Below are 15,864 nucleotides of genomic sequence, written 5' to 3' on the forward strand. Positions count from 1 at the left end.
CTAGAGGAAGAAGGGCAGCCGACCGATGGCAACGTACGCGATCGTCAAGACCGGCGGAAAGCAGTACAAGGTCGCGGTCGGTGACCTGGTGAAGGTCGAGAAGATCGAGGGTGCGCCGGGCACCTCCGTGGCACTGTCGCCGGTGCTCGTCGTCGATGGCGCCGAGCTCACCACCGCGGCCGACGCGCTCGCGAAGGTTTCGGTGTCGGCCGAGGTGGTCGAGCAGACCAAGGGCCCGAAGATCCGCATCCACAAGTTCAAGAACAAGACCGGCTACCACAAGCGCCAGGGTCACCGTCAGCCGCTGACGGTCCTGAAGGTCACCGGCATCAAGTAACGACCCACCGGGCCGCAGGCCCGAAGAGCACGCAGGGCTGCACAGCCCGCGCTGAAGGAGTATCAGCAATGGCACATAAGAAGGGTGCATCCAGCTCCCGGAACGGCCGCGATTCCAATGCCAAGCGGCTCGGCGTGAAGCGTTTCGGCGGACAGTCCGTCAAGGCCGGCGAGATCCTGGTGCGGCAGCGCGGTACCCACTTCCACCCCGGTGTGAATGTCGGCCGCGGCGGTGACGACACCCTGTTCGCCCTGGCGGCCGGTGCCGTCGAGTTCGGCAGCAAGCGGGGTCGCAAGACCGTCAACATCGTGGTCCCGGAGCCGGTCGAAGCCTGACCGGCTGACGACTCCACCACAGCGAGCGGGTCAGGGTGATACACCCTCGACCCGCTTTTCGCGTTTCCACCCCCCGCGTTCACCATCCCAGAGGAGGATGATCCGGCCATGGCCAAGTTCATCGACCGTGTCGTTCTTCATGTGCGCGCCGGTAAGGGCGGCCACGGTTGCGCCTCGGTGCACCGGGAGAAGTTCAAACCGCTGGGCGGGCCGGACGGCGGTAACGGCGGCAACGGCGGCGATGTGGTCCTCGAGGTCGACGCCAATGTGCATACTCTGCTCGACTTCCACTTCCACCCGCACGCCAAGGCCGGTAACGGTAAACCCGGCGAGGGCGGGAACCGGGATGGGAAGAAGGGCGGCGAGCTGCTACTGAAGGTGCCCGACGGGACCGTGGTCCTGGATACCGACGGCGAGGTCCTCATGGACCTGGTCGGGGTCGGTAACCGGTACGTGGTGGCGAAAGGCGGCCGGGGCGGGCTGGGTAACGCGGCCCTCGTCTCCAAGGCGCGCAAAGCGCCCGGGTTCGCGCTGCTCGGCGAGGAGGGCGAGGCCCGCGATGTGGTGCTCGAACTCAAATCCGTCGCCGATGTGGGGCTCGTGGGTTTCCCCTCGGCCGGGAAATCGTCGCTGGTCTCGGTGCTGTCGGCCGCCAAACCCAAGATCGCCGACTATCCCTTCACCACGCTCGTGCCGAACCTGGGGGTGGTGCACGCGGGGGATACCACCTTCACCATCGCCGATGTGCCGGGGCTGATCCCCGGTGCCAGCGAGGGCCGCGGGCTCGGCCTGGATTTCCTCCGGCATCTGGAACGCTGCGCCGTCCTGGCCCATGTGGTCGATCTCGCCACATTGGAGCCCGGGCGTGATCCGATCTCCGATATCGACGCCCTCGAGGCCGAACTGGCCGCCTACAAACCCGCCCTGCGTGGCGACGCGGGTCTCGGGGATCTCGCCGACCGGCCGCGGGTGGTGATCCTGAACAAGGTCGATATCCCCGAGGCCGAGGATCTCGCCGACCTGGTCACGCCCGAACTGGAGCAGCGCGGCTGGCCGGTTTTCCGGATCTCCGCGGTCAGCCGCGCGGGTCTGCGCCAACTGGGATTCGCCCTCGCCCAGCTGGTGCAGGATTACCGGGACGCGCATCCGAAGGCGGAACCGAAACGCCCGGTGATCCGGCCGATCCCGGTGGACGAGTCGGGGTTCACGGTGCTCGCCGATCCCGACGAGCCGGGCGGTTTCATCGTGCGCGGCACCCGGCCCGAGCGCTGGGTCCGGCAGACACAGTTCGACAACGACGAGGCGGTCGGTTACCTCGCCGACCGGCTGGCCCGGCTCGGTGTCGAGGACGAACTGGTGCGGCTCGGCGCGGAACCGGGGGCGCCGGTGACCATCGGCGAGGTGACCTTCGACTGGGAGCCGCAGATCGCCGCGGGTACCGATATGGTGCCCACCGGTCGCGGCACCGATATCCGGCTGGAGCAGACCGGCCGGGTCGGCGCGGCGGAACGTAAGCACGCGTCGCGGGTGCGGCGCGGTCTGGTCGACGAGGACAGCGAGGAGTAGGCAGGTGAATCCGAGATACCGGGGAGCGGGGGCACGGCCGTGAGCGGTGTTTCGCCCGAACCCGGGGATACCCGGGCGATCGTCGCCGGCGCCCGGCGGGTGGTCGTGAAAATAGGGTCGTCGGCGCTCACCAGTTTGCGCGGTGGTCTCGATATCGACCGCCTCGACCGCCTCGCCGATGCGATCGAGGCCCGGATGCGGGCCGGCTCCGATGTGGTCGTGGTGTCCTCCGGTGCCATCGGCGCCGGGCTGGCTCCGCTGGGGCTCACCCGGCGGCCCCATGATCTCGCCACCAAGCAGGCGGCGGCCAGCGTCGGGCAGTTGGCCCTGGCCCACGCTTGGGGTACCTCGTTCGCCCGGTACGGCCGCACTGTCGGCCAGGTATTGCTGAGTGCCGACGATTTCGCCCGCCGGGAACACCACCGCAACGCCCAGCGCACGCTCGACCGGCTGCGCTCGCTCGGCGCGGTCGCGGTGGTGAACGAGAACGACACCGTCGCGACCGAGGAGATCCGGTTCGGCGACAACGATCGGCTGGCCGCCCTGGTGGCGCATCTGGTGGGGGCGGACGCGCTGTTCCTGCTCTCGGATGTGGACGGGCTCTACGACGGCGACCCGCGCAAGGGCGACGCGAACTTCATCCCCGAGGTACGCACCAGCGCCGACCTCGACGGTGTGATCGCGGGTACCGGCGGTGTGCTGGGTACCGGGGGGATGGCGTCGAAACTGTCCGCCGCCCGGCTGGCCGCGGACGCGGGCGTACCGGTTCTGCTGGCCGCCGCCACCGATGCCGCCGAAGCGCTCGGCACCGGTACCGTCGGAACGGCTTTCGCCGCTCGGCCGGTGCGGCTGTCGGCGCGCAGGTTCTGGGTGCGGCACGCCGCCGACAGCCGCGGGGCCATTCTCATCGACGCCGGAGCCGTGACCGCCGTGGCGCGGGCCCGCCGGTCCCTGCTGGCTGCCGGAATCGTGGGGGTGCGGGGTCGTTTCCACGGCGGTGATGTGGTGGACCTCATCGGCCCGGATCATTCGCTCGTGGCCCGCGGGGTGGTGGAATACGACGCCGCCGAGCTCAGCACCATGCTCGGCCGGTCCACCCGGGAACTACCGGACAGTATGCAGCGCCCGGTGATCCACGCCGACGACCTCGTGCGGGCGTGAGCGGCCACCGCCGCGGCCTTCCCCCGATCGGAACGGATCCGGAGCCGTAGGGTCGCCGACCGGTCCGTGCGGCGGGTCGGCGGGTCAGGAAATACGTCCCAGGTGGTCGGCGGTACGGGTGGTTTCCGGGAGCCGGTAGCGCGGCGCGAGACGCAGTACCAGCGCGCAGGCGGATTCCAGGGTGAAGCGGTGCCCCACGGAGACGAAAACCGGTTTGACTCCCCGCTGGGTGCGCAGCGCGGCGCCGACGATCTCGCCGTCCGCGGTGACCGGGCTCCGGTCACCGCGGCCCGGACCCGGTTCGGTATGGGTGCCGTAGGATTTCTTCGCCACACCGATACTGGGCAGGTCGGTGAGCACGCCCAGATGCGCGGCGAGACCGAAGCGGCGGGGATGGGCGAGACCGTGGCCGTCGCAGACCAGGGCATCGGGTTCGACGGTCAGCGCTTCCAGCGCCCGGGTGAGCGCCGGGACCTCGCGGAACGCGAAAAGTCCTGATATGTAGGGGAACACGATACGTTCGCGGACCACCGCGTGATCGACGATCGCCAGGGTCGCCAGGTCCAGGACGGTCACCACCCCGATCGCGGTATCCGGATCGCGGTAGGCGACATCGAGTCCGGCCACCCGCCGGAGCGGTCCGTGCTCGTCGTCCATCCGCACCCGCGACCGCAGGCGCTGCTGGATGGCCACCGCTTCGTCCTCGCCGACCACCCATTCGTGCATCCGCCGCACCCGCACCATGTGCGGAGCCTATCGGGCGGCCGCGCTACCGTTTCATGAGGAACCGATCGACGCGCGCGGCGATCTCCTCGGGCGCTTCACCGTTGATGGCATGCGACCGGCCGGGCCAGACCTCGACTTCGGCGCCCGGGACCTCGCGGGCCCGCTCCGCAGCCCGGAAGGAATCGTGCACGATACTGTCGCCTGCCAGGATCACCAGCAGTGGCACCGTAACGGCGCGTAGCTGCTCGACGGTCGGCTGTTTCGGCTGAACGGGTATCTGTACGAAATCACGCATACCCGAGGTGATGAGCTGCGCCTCGGGGACCGATTCGTCGGCCTTCGCGCCGCCGGAGATCCAGCTCAGCAGCCACTGCCGGACCCGCTGCGGCATACCGGGTATCACGCTGCCCAGCGAGACCAGCATCATCTTCCAGGTGATCGGCGCGAAGGTGATCGCCGGATCGAGCAGGGTCGCCGACGCTACGCGCTGCGGACGATGGACAACGGTTTGCGCGGCCAGCCATCCGCCGATACTGACCCCCAGCAGGTGCACCCGTTCGGCTCCGAGCTGGGCGATCGCCTCGTCGAGCCAGGCGGCCTGCTCCTCGGGGCCGGTCAAGGGTGCGGTCTGCGCGGTGGCACCGGGCTCACCCAGGCTGTCCAGTGACCATACGGTGCGCTTTGCGAGGAGACCGGGAATGTTCACCCGCCACATCGGGGTCGAGGCCTGCCGCCCGGACAGCAACACGATCGGCTCGGCGGCCGGGGGACCGAACCGGTACGCGGTCACCTCGCCGAACGAGGTGGACAACACGCGGGTTTCGGCCGGGGTCGGGAGGGTCGCCATTCCGGCACGGTAGGCGGCCACGAAGCGTGCTCGGGCCGTCTCGTCGGCGAAATGACCGATCCCCTCCGGTTGCGGTGCAACCGGGGAGGTTTCGGGGAAGGGGCTGTTCACCCGGCCATGTTACTGCCGATAGGTACGAGCGGCGGTCCGGCGGGCGAGGGGGCCGGCTCGACGAGGGCGTAGGTGCGCAGGCGTACCACGGCACGGTCGTCGGACAGTTCGGCGCGTAGTTCGGGATGGTCGTGATAGAAGCGGACCAGCCAGTACGTCGCGGCGGAACCGATCGAGAGCTTCTCCGCGTGAATGCGTTTCGTCACCGTGCGCCCCGGTTTGCGACCGGGCGATTCGATCCGGATGGTGCCTTTGGAGTTGTTCCGGGACACCACGGCGATCCGTTCTATCGCCGTCCAGCTCACCATGTTCCCCACCGAGGTCTTCGTGGGGAGCACGATATGCATCGGGGTGAGCACCAGCCGGCGCATCTCCGGCCGTAGGGCGTACCCGCCCAGGTGGACCAGGACCAGACCGGCCGCGGCCAGCGCGAGCCACGGCGGTACCGGGGGGTGCAGCGGCAGGGTGAGGGCTTCCTGCCAGGTGCCGATACCGAAGATGGCGCAGAGTACCGCCAGGCTGACGAAGCAGAGGACCAGCGCGACCTCGTAACCCAGCGACCGGCGTACCACCAGCGCACCGTGTTCGTTCGCGAAGCGGGCGCCCTCGATCCGGATCCGGGTCCGGCCCCGGGAAGTCGCCGACAGCATCGGCAGGAACGAGGCCACCCAGACCGCCGCCGCTATATGCAGCGCCGGGCGCAGTGGTTCGTTCGCGCCCAGCGCCAGCCATGCCTGGGCCAGCAGGAAGGTCGCGAGCACGGCCACGAGGAACACCGCCGGATAGGTCCAGCCGTGTGGATTGCCCCGTAGTTCCCGGGTGGGTGGGAAGTAGTCACGCGCCGCGGCGGCTCGCGGACCGTTCACCGCGTCCGGCGCCTCGGCCCGCGGCATCTCGGGGGATACGGTGTGCGACTGGCGTGTCATCGGTAGTACCTGTGCTTCAGGATCGCGTGGGAGCTCTCATGATATCGGCAATCGGAGGGCGATCCCGCGTCCCGGCGGGGTGGTGGCGCCTCTGCGTCACCGCCCGGTCTCCGCTGCCGCGACAGCCGGATCACCGGGTAGGCGATCCCTCCTTCCGGAGGTCGGCCCCCGCGCCGGGGACGGCTGGGCGGCGATAGCGGACGACCGGAATACCTTCTTCTACGGTCACCGTCGCCGCGACGCCGTATACGCTTCGCACCAGCTGTTCGGTCAGCGTTTCGGCCGGGGTGCCGTGCGCGGCGATCCGCCCGCCGTCCAGGAGCAGGATGTAGTCGCAGAACATGGCGGCGAGGTTGAGATCGTGCAGGGCGACCACGGTGGTGACGGGCAGTCGCGTGAGCAATTCGAGAATTTCGAGCTGATGGGCGATATCGAGGTGATTGGTCGGTTCGTCGAGCAGGAGCTCGCTCGGTTCCTGAGCCAGTGCCCGGGCGATCTGGGCACGCTGTCGTTCGCCCCCGGAAAGGGTGTGCCAGGTGCGCTGCGCGTGCTCGGTCAGGCCCGTGGCGCGGAGTGCGCGCTCGATCGCTTCCGCTTCGCGGGTGTCGGCGCCGAACAGATCGCGATGGGGGATCCGGCCGAGCCGCACGACATCGAAGACCGTGATATCGGTATCGGTGTGCGCGTGCTGGCCCACCACGGCGATACGGCGGGCCAGCGGCCGCTTTCCCAGCCGGTGCAGCGGAGTACCGTCCAGCTCGACCGTTCCCCTGTCCGGCCGGGAGACTCCCGCCAGCAGACGGAGCAGCGAGGATTTACCGGAGCCGTTCGGCCCCAGCAGTCCCACCGTCTGCCCCGGCTCCGGTCGGATATCGATATCGTCCACGACGAGATGGCCGCCGCGGGTCCAGGATAGCTGCTGTGCGCTCAGGGTCATGATGTACTCCTGGTACGAAAGAGCAGTACCGCGAAGGCCGGGGCGCCGATCAGCGCGGTGACTACTCCGACCGGAACCTCCTGGGGCTCGAATACGGTACGGGCCAGCGCGTCCACCCAGACCAGCAGGACCGCGCCCAGTACGGCGGTGACCGGCAGGAGGCGGCTGTGCCGGGGGCCGACCAGGAACCGCGCCGCATGCGGCAGCACCAGGCCCACGAAACCGATGGCTCCGGCCGCGCCGACCAGCACAGCGGTCATCATGGCGGTGACCACGAGCAGGAGCAGCCGGGTCCGCCCGACCGCGATCCCCAGGGAGGCCGCCGCCGCGGAGCCGAAGGTGAAGGCGTCCAGTGCCGAGGCCCGCCAGCAGCAGAGGAGGAAACCGGCGGCACAGACCGCCGTCGTGACGGTGACATCGGTCCAGGTGGCCCCCGCCAGGGACCCGAGCAGCCAGAAGAGGATGCCGCGGGTGCGTTCGGCGTCGGCCGCGGAGAGCACGATGAACGAGGTGAGCGCGGAGAACAACTGGGTGCCGACGACCCCGGCCAATACGACCTTGGCCGCGCCGCCCCCGGCACCGGCCGCCAGCAACAGCACCAGCCCGAACGAGACCAGGGCTCCGAGGAAGGCGCCGGTGGACAGAGAGACCACTCCACCGCCCACCCCGAGCACGGCCACGACCACCGCTCCGGTCGAGGCGCCGGAGGAGATACCGAGCACGAAGGGGTCGGCCAGCGGGTTGCGCAGCAGGGACTGCATGATCACTCCGCACACCGCCAGCCCGGCACCGCATACGGCGGCGAGCAGGGTGCGGGGGAGTCGCAGTTCCCAGACGATCCCCTCCCGGATCGCCGAGACCGTGGACGCGCCGATACCGAGCTTCTCGAACAGTACGCCGTAGACATCGCCGATCGACAGCTGCGCGGGACCGACAGTGATGGTGACCGCCATGGAGCCGGCCAGTACGCACAATCCGAGCAGGACCAGCGCGGCTGTGGCGGGCACTCGGGTACCTCGGCTCGCCGGGCCGGCGGATACGGGGCGGGAATTCACGACCCGTAGCCCCACCGTTCCAGCGCCTCGGCGACCTTCTCGATGCCGTCGATGGTTCGGATCGAGGGATTCAGATCCGCACCGTTGACGACGATATAGCGTCGCTCCCGGACGGCGGTCAGCCGCGCGGTCACGGGATTCGATTCGAGGAATTCGATCTTGCTCGCCAAGGCGTCACCGGCGAGACTGCGCCGGCTCAGGTCGGCCAGGACGAGCGCGGTGGGGTCGCGATCGAGCACGGTTTCCCAGCTCACCTGCGGCCACTCGTTGGTGGTGTCGGCGAAGACGTTGGTCGCGCCGACCGCGTCGGTGATGATTCCCGAAGAGCCGCAACAGCCGGCGACATAGGGGGTCGCGGTATCGGCGAACCAGTACGCCAGCGAAACCTCGCCGGCGGAGATCCGGCCGGTCGCGGTGTTCTGGCGGTCGCGTAGTTCGGTGATCAGTCGCTCGCCTCGTGGCCGGACGTCGAAGATCGCGGCCAGCTCCCGGATCTCCTGGTAGACCGAATCCATGGTCAGCGGTTCGGTACGGGCGCCGTCGGCGTTGACACTGGCATCGGTTTTTCCGTCGCAGTCGGTGGGGGAGAGGTAACTGGGGACACCCAGCTGCGCGAACTGGTCTCGTTCGGCGACCCCGCCCGGACCCAGCGTGCCGCCGAAAGAGGCGGCGACGAAGTCCGGTTCGGTGCCGAGTACCACCTCGAACGAGGGCTTGTTGTCGGCCAGCCGCGGTACGCGCGCGTTGGCGTCGGCCAGGTTCGCTCGTACGGGGTCGGTCCAGGTGGCGGTGCCCACCATCCGATCCGCGAGACCGAGGGACAGCAGGATCTCCGCCGCACCCTGGTTCAATGCGACGGCGCGCTGCGGTGGCGCCTGCACGGTGACCGTTACGCCGCAGTTGTCGATGGTCATCGGGTAGCCGGAGTCGTGGGCGGGCGTGGTCGCCGGGCTGTTGCCGGAAGTTGTGCACCCGGCGAGGAAGAGGCTGGTCACGAGGGCGGCGGCTGCTACGGGGAGGGACCGCATCACGGCGTGGACTCCTTGCGTCTGGGCCTGTGCGCGAGGCCGGATCCGGGCCGGCGCGTGAGCGATCGGACTTCACCCGCGAGGTGTCACCGTTGCGCGCCAGTCCCGGAATCCCACCGGGTTCCCTCACTACGCCGAGGCCGCAGTACGGCCGTCGCTCAGTGTATCGAACAGGAAACTGGACGTACGACCGATTCGAGGCTCCGGTGCGGCTGGACGGCGGTCACCTCGCTTCGGGCGCTTCTACCAGCTGTTACCGTTGGCCTGGTGACGCCCCTGTCCCGATGCCGGTCGTGGACAGACGAGGAGGGCCGGACCATTGGCAGGCGAAATAGGTCGCACCCTCGACCTCGTGCTCCGGCGGCTGACCGAAGCCGTCGCGGCGGTGGGTAGCACCGTGCCCTTACGGATCCGCGGCGAGAGCGCCACCTTGGACCTCGCGGCTCGAAGGACCCAGCGGACCGTGGACGAGGGCGCCCAGCGAATCGAGCAGTCGGCCCCCATGGCCGACGAACCGCGCCGCAGCGTCGTGCCGCATCCGCTCAGCGGCCGCAAGCGGGTGTTCGAACCGAGCGCCGGGGAGCTGATGATGCGGCGGCGCCGGCTCGTCCCGCCACCACCCGGGCAGCGGCCGGCGCTTCCGGACCCGCGGATGAAGACACGCCAGCACGGGCTGGACGGCCGAGAGGTGCCGAAGCAGGTGTGGCGGATGGAGTCGACCGATGGTGGTCACAATGTTTTCAAGCCGTTCACGGGGGAGATCCGCATGCGGATCGGAATCCCGGAGGGCGGGGGCCAGCAGGCCGCTCGCGAGGTTCTCACCTACCGGGTCGATCAGATGCTGGGCTTCGGCCGGGTTCCGCCGACGGCCGTCGTCGACGGGCCCGAAGGGTACGGACGTGGTTCGATCATGGATTTCGTGCCCTCGAAAGACGGACGTTCGATCACCAAATACGACAAGCTGCAGCGGCATCAAATGGCGGTTCTCGACTACATCATCGGTAATACCGACCGGCACGCCGGTAACTATCGGACCGTGACGAGCCCCGACGGGCCGCAGATCGTGGCGATCGACCACGGCCTGACCTTCCCCGAGCGGCCGGATCCGCATTTCGGTATCAGGTCGGATTTCGTGACCGCGCAGCTGAATCAGGCGCTGCATCCCGATGTGCTGGACGCGGTCAAACAATTGCATCCAGACCAATTACGCAGTGCGGCAAGCGATTTCGACTTGAGTCCCCAGGCCGTCGAAGGGGCCGTGGCCCGGCTCCAGGAGATCCAGATGCACGGGAAGATCACCGGAGAGAAATGGCCCGGTTCGATCAACTGGTGTGAAGAGGTTCCGGATGGGCCGCCGGGTTTCCAGTTCATACCGTACCGGACCTGATATCCACATCGTCGCTCCCCGAAGGAGAACGGAACCATGAGCAACGCCCGGACCCCCACCCTGATCGCGGTCTTCGATTACGGTTCGTGGGAGCCGCGGCGGGTCGCCGAATTCCGGCTCACCGCCGCAGGGGCCGCCGAGCTGGTCGTTCTCGACGCCGAGGGTTGTCTGTTCGCCGAACAATGGTTCCGCCGCGGTATCGAGATCCTGGGGGAGGGGCGGTTGGTCGGCGCCGAGGACGGGCCGGGTTTCATGCGGGCGCTGCTGCAACCCTTCGCGCTGAGCTACTACGAGTTGGTCGATCTGAGCCCCGCCCCGGGAGCGGAACCGCCGGGCGGGGACACGGCTCGCTGACCGGGGCCCACGAGCCGATACGTCCCTCCGTGGGCGGCCGAATGCCACGGCGATTTCCTGCCAGCGTGCCCGCGTGCTTTCGCCGAAGCTCATAGGGCACGAACGGAATCGCGAAAGGACGGATATGTCGGAGAAAATCGTGGTGGTCACCGGGGCGACGCGCGGAATCGGCCGCGCCACCGCAACCCTGTTCGCCCGGAAGGGATACCGAGTGATCGTCACCGGCCGGCGCGCCGATGCGGTGGACACCGTGGTGCGGGAACTGCGGGCCGAGGGACTGCTCGCGGAGGGGGAAACGCTGGACGTCTGCTCGGTCGACAGTGCGCGCTGCCTGCGCGAATCGCTCGCCGAGCGGTACGACTACATCGATGTACTGGTGAACAACGCGGGTATCCTGCCCGAGGCCACGGCCTCGGGAGAGGTGAACTTCGCCCATCCCGGGGCATTCACCGAGACATTGATGACGAACACGTTCGGGCCGGCCAATGTGATCGAGGCGCTGCTTCCGCTCATACGGCAGGCCCCGGCCGGGCATATCGTCAATATCTCCACCGAAATGGGTTCGCTCACCGAGCAGCGCAACCCCGATTCGCAGTACTACCCGATGATCGTGCCGGGCTATCAGGCCTCGAAAGCGGCACTGAACAGCATCACGGTGGGGCTGGCCAAACTGCTCGCCGATACCCCGGTCCGGGTGATCTCGGTATGCCCGGGTTTCGTCGCGACCGAACTGGCGCCCGCGTCGGCCGATGCGCCGACGACGCCGGAGGAGGCCGCCCTCGTCGTTTTCGCGGCGGCCGAAACCACCGACCCGTGTACCGGTGGCGCTTTCGTCGGCGCGGGCGGGCCGATTCCCTGGTGAACCCGGTGATCACCCACCACCGGTGACGTTTTCCGGCGCCGGTGCGGCCGTCAGGCCCGCTCCGGCCGAGGCTCGTCGCCACGACGGCCGGGAAGTCGAGATCACTGTCGTGCTGTAGGCCGCCGGTCACGGCGGAGCCGTACGGATACAACCCGAGTAGTTCATCGGCCAGTACCTCCCGCACGACACGGACAACGGGTCCGGTATTCGTGGCGAGGTCCGCAGTACCCACGTACCCCAGCACAAGGCGGACCGTACCGCTGGAGAGGGGCCCGGATCCTGCTCGTGGCGGACGGGGGAATCAGGGTTTCCATGGAGGTGTCCGGGGCGGCCGGTGCTCTATGTTCGACTGGTGCGCCCGGCGCGGGGCCGGGCCGGGCGGATCGCCGGTTCGGTCCGGGACAGCGAGGTGCGTTGTGCGGTTGGACGATACGGCGATAACGAAAACCGTGCGCTCGGAATCCCCGTCCACCACCCCGGCCCACTGGCCCTGGGCGGCCCGTATCGGTTTCCGGTTCGGTGTGGTCTATTCCGCCCTCTTCTGCGCGATGATCGGGCAGGTCGCCTACGTATTCGTCGGTGCCCTGTACGAAGTGCTGCCCGACGATACGCCGACCTGGCCGTTACGGCAGGCCGCTCCGCTACTGGAATGGGTGGGGCGCACGGTGTTCGGTATCGAGGCGGTATTCCAGGAGAATTCCGGCAGCGGTGATCAGGCGGCTATCTGGGTGATGCTGTTCTGCCTGGTCGTGGTGTCGGCCGGCGCGGCGCTGGTGTGGTCGGTGCTCGACCGGCGCCGGCTCGCCTATCCCCGGCTCGGCGCCTGGTTCCTGACCGGGCTACGCCTGTGCCTCGCGGGGCAGATGCTGTTCTACGGGATCGCCAAGGCCGTACCGACCCAGATGCCGCCGCCACCACTGTCGGTGTTGATCCAGCCGTACGGGCAGCTCTCGCCGACGTCGGTGCTGTGGTTGCAGGTGGGCAGCTCTCCGGTCTACGAGATCCTGCTCGGGACAGCGGAACTGATCGGCGGTCTGCTGCTCCTCGTACCCCGTACCGCCACCCTGGGGGCGATGCTGAGTCTCGTGAGCATGGCCCAGGTGTTCGTGCTGAACATGACCTTCGATGTACCGGTCAAAATCCTTTCGTTCCATCTGCTGGTCTTCTCGCTGGTGCTGCTCGCCCCGCAGGCCCGCCGGTTCGCGGATTTCTTCCTGCTGGCCCGCCGGGCCGACCCGGCCGTCCAGCCGCCGCTGTTCACCGGCCGCCGCGCGAACCGGTACGCGGGCATCGCCCAGGCGGTGCTCGGGGTGTGGCTGGTGGCCGGGGTGGTGCAGTTGGGCTGGGCGAGCTGGGACGAGTTCGGTGGTGGCGCACCGAAGCCACCGCTGTACGGATTGTGGGAGGTTACCGGATTCCGGGTCGCCGGGCAGCCGGTCGCGCCGCTGCTCACCGAGGAGAACCGGTGGCAGCGCGTGGTGATCGAGGCCCCAGGGGCGGTGACACTGCAGCGTATGGACGGTGGCCTGGTCACCGCACCCGCCGAGATCGATGAGAGCGCACGCACCCTCACGCTGGCCGCGGTACCGGAGTCCGGCTCGGTCGCGACTCCGCCGGGCACCTTCACCTACCACCAGCCGGATACCGGACAGCTGCGCCTGGAGGGTGAACTCGACGGCCGGCCCACAGCCGTCGATCTGCGCTGGGTGGACCCGGCGAGCTTCCCGCTGAACGGCCCGGCCTTCCACTGGGTCCAGGAATTCCCCAACCTGTAGCCGACCGGAACGAGCTTCCGATCCGTCGTCTCGCCGCGGTCGTGCCGGGCCGGCGTACGCGGGCCTGCCGCTCCCGAGGTGAGCGCACCACGGATGGCGCACCACTGGGCCGGCTACCGTCCGGGGGGTATCACACCGGGCTGGTCGGGGGCGCGCTGACCCGGAACGGGGCCGGTGATTCCGGGCTGACCGCCGGGATCGGAGAGGGGGACTCCGGTCGGGTTCTGCCCCGGCGGGGCCGGAGCCTCCGGTTCGGCCGGCGCCGGAGCGGGCGGTTCCGGGGGCTGGGCCGGCGCAGGGGGAGCGGGGGCCGGAGGTGTTTCCGGCGCAGGGGGTTCCGGCGGGGCAGAAGGTTGTTCGGCGGCCGGGGGTTGCCCGGCAGGCGGTGGCGGGGCGGACAGCTTCGGCTCTTCCGCGGGCGGTGGAACTTCGCCGGGCGCCGGTGCCACGGGCGGCGGCGGGGTACCGCCTGCGGCAGCGGGGGGCGCGGGCGCTTGCGGAGCGTTCTCCGGTGCCGGTGCCGAAGGCGGCGCCGATTCGTCCCGCGGTGCGTCCGCGCCGGGCTCGGCGGTGCCGGGAGCGGTCGGTGCGGGAGCCGGAACGGTGCCGGCGGTGTGCACCACCTGCGATCGGGGCGGCTCCAGCGGGGGCAGTGCGCCCGGGGCGGCCGGCGGATCGGGGAGTGCCGGGACCCCGGTGCCCGCGGTGGTGTAGGCGGGTTTGTAGACCATGTTCATGGTGAGGATCGCCTCCTGGCGCAGCACCTCCTGCACCATGTGGGCGTCGATCACCTTCGCCGCTTCCATCAGCCGGGCCAGCGCGCCGACCGGGCCGGATTCCCCGGGTGGGACCACCGCGATCTTCACGGCCTCCGCGGCGGCGGCGACGGCGCCGAGGCGCAACCCCACCTGCCCCAGCACGGCGGCCAGTTCGTTCACCGAATCGGCGAAGCTGCGGGTGCCGGCGTAAGCGGCGTCGGCGGCCTCTCCCTCCCAGCCCATGGCACTCATCACCCGCTCCGCCCCGGAGCGGGTCAGCGGGAAGGAGGTCTGCAGGGTGGTGGCGGCGTGCATCCAGGTGCCGGAGGCGCGCAGGATCTCCGCGGCATCGATCTGCTGGGTGCCCGCGTAGATGTCCTCATGGCGCATGGATTCGAAATGCTCCATGGCGCTGATGTATTCGGGATCGGTGCCACTCATCGCGGGATCTCCGATTCAATGGCGCGTACGGCGGCGGCATTCGCGGCGTCGGCCTCCTCGTACAGGCCACCACTGATCAGGAACGCCTCCTTCATGCGGTAGGCGGCCTCGATGTAGTGATCGAGCAGGGCGGCGGCATCGCGCGCTTTGTGCCCGAAACCGGCCTGCAGCTGCTGGGCGGAGACGAAACCGCCGAAACCGCGTAGATCGGCGGCCTCCTCGAGACGCTGCCGGAGGAAAATCAAGCGATCGGCCTGCCGGTCGTACAGTTCCGCGCAACGACGTGCCGCGTCCGGATCGAACTTGACGGTTCCCGCGTGGGCTGCCTGGCGGAACCGGACGATCTCGGCGCGACTCTCTTCGATCTTCATGAACGGCGTACCCCTCCGTCGGTCTCGCCCAGCGTAACCGCTACCGGCGCCTGCGGGCAGCCGGTCCGGCGTGATCCCGGCTCAGGTGAGGAGACGTTTCTGCAGATGCGCGGCGAGTTGTTCGGTGGAAGCCGGCGCCACGTGCACGGTTTCCTCGCTTCTGAGCAGGTAGCGGCCGTCGTTCTCGATATCGAACCAGGTGTAGTGCACGGGTGGGGGCGGTGTCGGGCGGTCGAGCCGGGTTTCGATCCGGATATGTCCTTCGGCGGTATGCGCGGTGGACAACAGTTTGCGGATGAGCGGGGCGGCTCGCTCCTGCTGGACGACGGTCTCGGTATCGCGTACCGCCGCGGCCGAGGCGGTACGCGCCGGATGGCGGCCCGCGGGCATTCTGGGAAGCAGTCCGGCCAGCCGGGCGCCCAGTTTCGCGCTGTGGCCGATCGATACATGGACCGGACCGCCGAAATCCGGGGTGCGTCCCGGCGCCTGGACCGCCAGGACGGCGCGGTCGTGCACGAGACAACCCAGGACACGCAGCTCCCGGCCGGGCCGGGGGCCGCCGCCGATGGCGATCACCCGCGTATGCGGGGCGGCCAGGATCCGCAGGCAGGCATCCAGGTCGGGATCGGCGGGAAGGCGCCGGGCCAGTTCGGCGTGCAGGATCCGGGCGTCGTATTCGGTGCGGGGTGTTTCGAGGACACGGAGCGGATAGGGGAGCCGGTCCAGGTCGGCGCGGCGCCATACGTACGCGAACTCGTCGGGGGTCAGGCTCCAACTCACGCGGAATCACATCCTCACCGATACTCGCGCGGGCCAGAACAGACTATCGGTTGTTTCGCAGCGCCGTGACCTCGGGCAGCGTCCGGCCCCCGACTTTGTGGGCTGAC

17 protein-coding genes are annotated in these 15,864 nt (G+C 69.2%); 8 read left to right on the forward strand and 9 right to left on the reverse strand.

Translation table 11 applies throughout. The features are described 5' to 3' along the window. The first annotated feature begins 25 nt into the window (after positions 1–25). The 4 genes from rplU (at position 26) to proB (ending at position 3,399) form a co-directional block, all read left to right on the forward strand. The gene (rplU, locus tag ACYR7D_RS12795) at positions 26–337 is read left to right on the forward strand and encodes a 50S ribosomal protein L21 (protein WP_030523233.1); all 312 of its coding nucleotides are present in this window, start codon (positions 26–28) and stop codon (positions 335–337) included. Positions 338–405: 68 nt separating this feature from the next. Continuing rightward, the gene (gene rpmA, locus ACYR7D_RS12800; RefSeq protein WP_364587554.1) at positions 406–672 is read left to right on the forward strand and encodes a 50S ribosomal protein L27; all 267 of its coding nucleotides are present in this window, start codon (positions 406–408) and stop codon (positions 670–672) included. 108 nt (positions 673–780) lie between these two features. Then, positions 781–2,238, forward strand: a complete 1,458-nt coding sequence (gene obgE / locus ACYR7D_RS12805) for a GTPase ObgE (protein WP_459549730.1) — start codon at positions 781–783, stop codon at positions 2,236–2,238. Positions 2,239–2,277: 39 nt separating this feature from the next. Beyond that, positions 2,278–3,399 carry a glutamate 5-kinase gene (proB, locus tag ACYR7D_RS12810; RefSeq protein WP_459549731.1) on the forward strand — a complete coding sequence of 374 codons (1,122 nt, stop codon included), beginning with the start codon at positions 2,278–2,280 and terminating at the stop codon, positions 3,397–3,399. A gap of 84 nt (positions 3,400–3,483) precedes the next feature. On the opposite strand, the gene ACYR7D_RS12815 is transcribed toward proB, so the two are convergent. From ACYR7D_RS12815 to ACYR7D_RS12840, 6 genes are all read right to left on the reverse strand, one after another. Further along, positions 3,484–4,143 (reverse strand): endonuclease V, encoded by a 660-nt coding sequence (locus tag ACYR7D_RS12815; RefSeq protein WP_459549732.1) that lies wholly within the window; start codon positions 4,141–4,143, stop codon positions 3,484–3,486. Positions 4,144–4,168: 25 nt separating this feature from the next. Further along, complete coding sequence (locus tag ACYR7D_RS12820) at positions 4,169–4,972, reverse strand: alpha/beta fold hydrolase (RefSeq protein ID WP_459550137.1); 804 nt, start codon at positions 4,970–4,972, stop codon at positions 4,169–4,171. A 107-nt stretch (positions 4,973–5,079) separates the two neighbouring features. After that, positions 5,080–6,009, reverse strand: coding sequence for a hypothetical protein (locus tag ACYR7D_RS12825; protein WP_459549733.1), 930 nt, complete (start codon positions 6,007–6,009; stop codon positions 5,080–5,082). 130 nt (positions 6,010–6,139) lie between these two features. Next, positions 6,140–6,946 carry an ABC transporter ATP-binding protein gene (locus tag ACYR7D_RS12830; protein ID WP_459549734.1) on the reverse strand — a complete coding sequence of 269 codons (807 nt, stop codon included), beginning with the start codon at positions 6,944–6,946 and terminating at the stop codon, positions 6,140–6,142. Further along, entirely contained in the window at positions 6,943–7,899 is a 957-nt protein-coding gene (locus ACYR7D_RS12835) for a FecCD family ABC transporter permease (RefSeq protein WP_459550138.1), read from the reverse strand. Before ACYR7D_RS12835 ends, ACYR7D_RS12830 begins: the two co-directional genes overlap by 4 nt. A 98-nt stretch (positions 7,900–7,997) precedes the next feature. Further along, positions 7,998–9,029, reverse strand: a complete 1,032-nt coding sequence (locus tag ACYR7D_RS12840) for an ABC transporter substrate-binding protein (protein WP_459549735.1) — start codon at positions 9,027–9,029, stop codon at positions 7,998–8,000. A gap of 319 nt (positions 9,030–9,348) precedes the next feature. Between ACYR7D_RS12840 and ACYR7D_RS12845 the strand changes: the two genes are divergently transcribed. The 4 genes from ACYR7D_RS12845 to ACYR7D_RS12860 all read left to right on the forward strand — a co-directional run bounded on the left by ACYR7D_RS12845 (position 9,349) and on the right by ACYR7D_RS12860 (position 13,407). Further along, the gene (locus ACYR7D_RS12845) at positions 9,349–10,416 is read left to right on the forward strand and encodes a protein kinase family protein (RefSeq protein ID WP_459549736.1); all 1,068 of its coding nucleotides are present in this window, start codon (positions 9,349–9,351) and stop codon (positions 10,414–10,416) included. A 36-nt stretch (positions 10,417–10,452) separates the two neighbouring features. Further along, positions 10,453–10,770 carry a hypothetical protein gene (locus tag ACYR7D_RS12850; protein ID WP_459549737.1) on the forward strand — a complete coding sequence of 106 codons (318 nt, stop codon included), beginning with the start codon at positions 10,453–10,455 and terminating at the stop codon, positions 10,768–10,770. A 124-nt stretch (positions 10,771–10,894) separates the two neighbouring features. Beyond that, a complete protein-coding gene (locus ACYR7D_RS12855) occupies positions 10,895–11,632 on the forward strand; it encodes an SDR family NAD(P)-dependent oxidoreductase (RefSeq protein WP_459549738.1) in 738 nt (245 codons plus the stop codon). Between the two features lie 416 nt (positions 11,633–12,048). Further along, positions 12,049–13,407, forward strand: coding sequence for a DoxX family protein (locus ACYR7D_RS12860; RefSeq protein WP_459549739.1), 1,359 nt, complete (start codon positions 12,049–12,051; stop codon positions 13,405–13,407). Between the two features lie 113 nt (positions 13,408–13,520). Here ACYR7D_RS12860 and ACYR7D_RS12865 read toward each other — a convergent pair whose 3' ends face one another. The 3 genes from ACYR7D_RS12865 to ACYR7D_RS12875 form a co-directional block, all read right to left on the reverse strand. Continuing rightward, positions 13,521–14,606 (reverse strand): WXG100 family type VII secretion target, encoded by a 1,086-nt coding sequence (locus ACYR7D_RS12865; protein WP_459549740.1) that lies wholly within the window; start codon positions 14,604–14,606, stop codon positions 13,521–13,523. Beyond that, positions 14,603–14,977 carry a hypothetical protein gene (locus tag ACYR7D_RS12870; RefSeq protein ID WP_459549741.1) on the reverse strand — a complete coding sequence of 125 codons (375 nt, stop codon included), beginning with the start codon at positions 14,975–14,977 and terminating at the stop codon, positions 14,603–14,605. The genes ACYR7D_RS12865 and ACYR7D_RS12870 overlap by 4 nt, the downstream gene beginning before the upstream one ends. A gap of 81 nt (positions 14,978–15,058) precedes the next feature. Next, positions 15,059–15,757: an ESX secretion-associated protein EspG gene (locus ACYR7D_RS12875; protein WP_459549742.1), complete on the reverse strand. Its 699-nt coding sequence runs from the start codon at positions 15,755–15,757 to the stop codon at positions 15,059–15,061. Positions 15,758–15,864: the final 107 nt, after the last annotated feature.

The organism is Nocardia sp. X0981, from assembly GCF_977089955.1.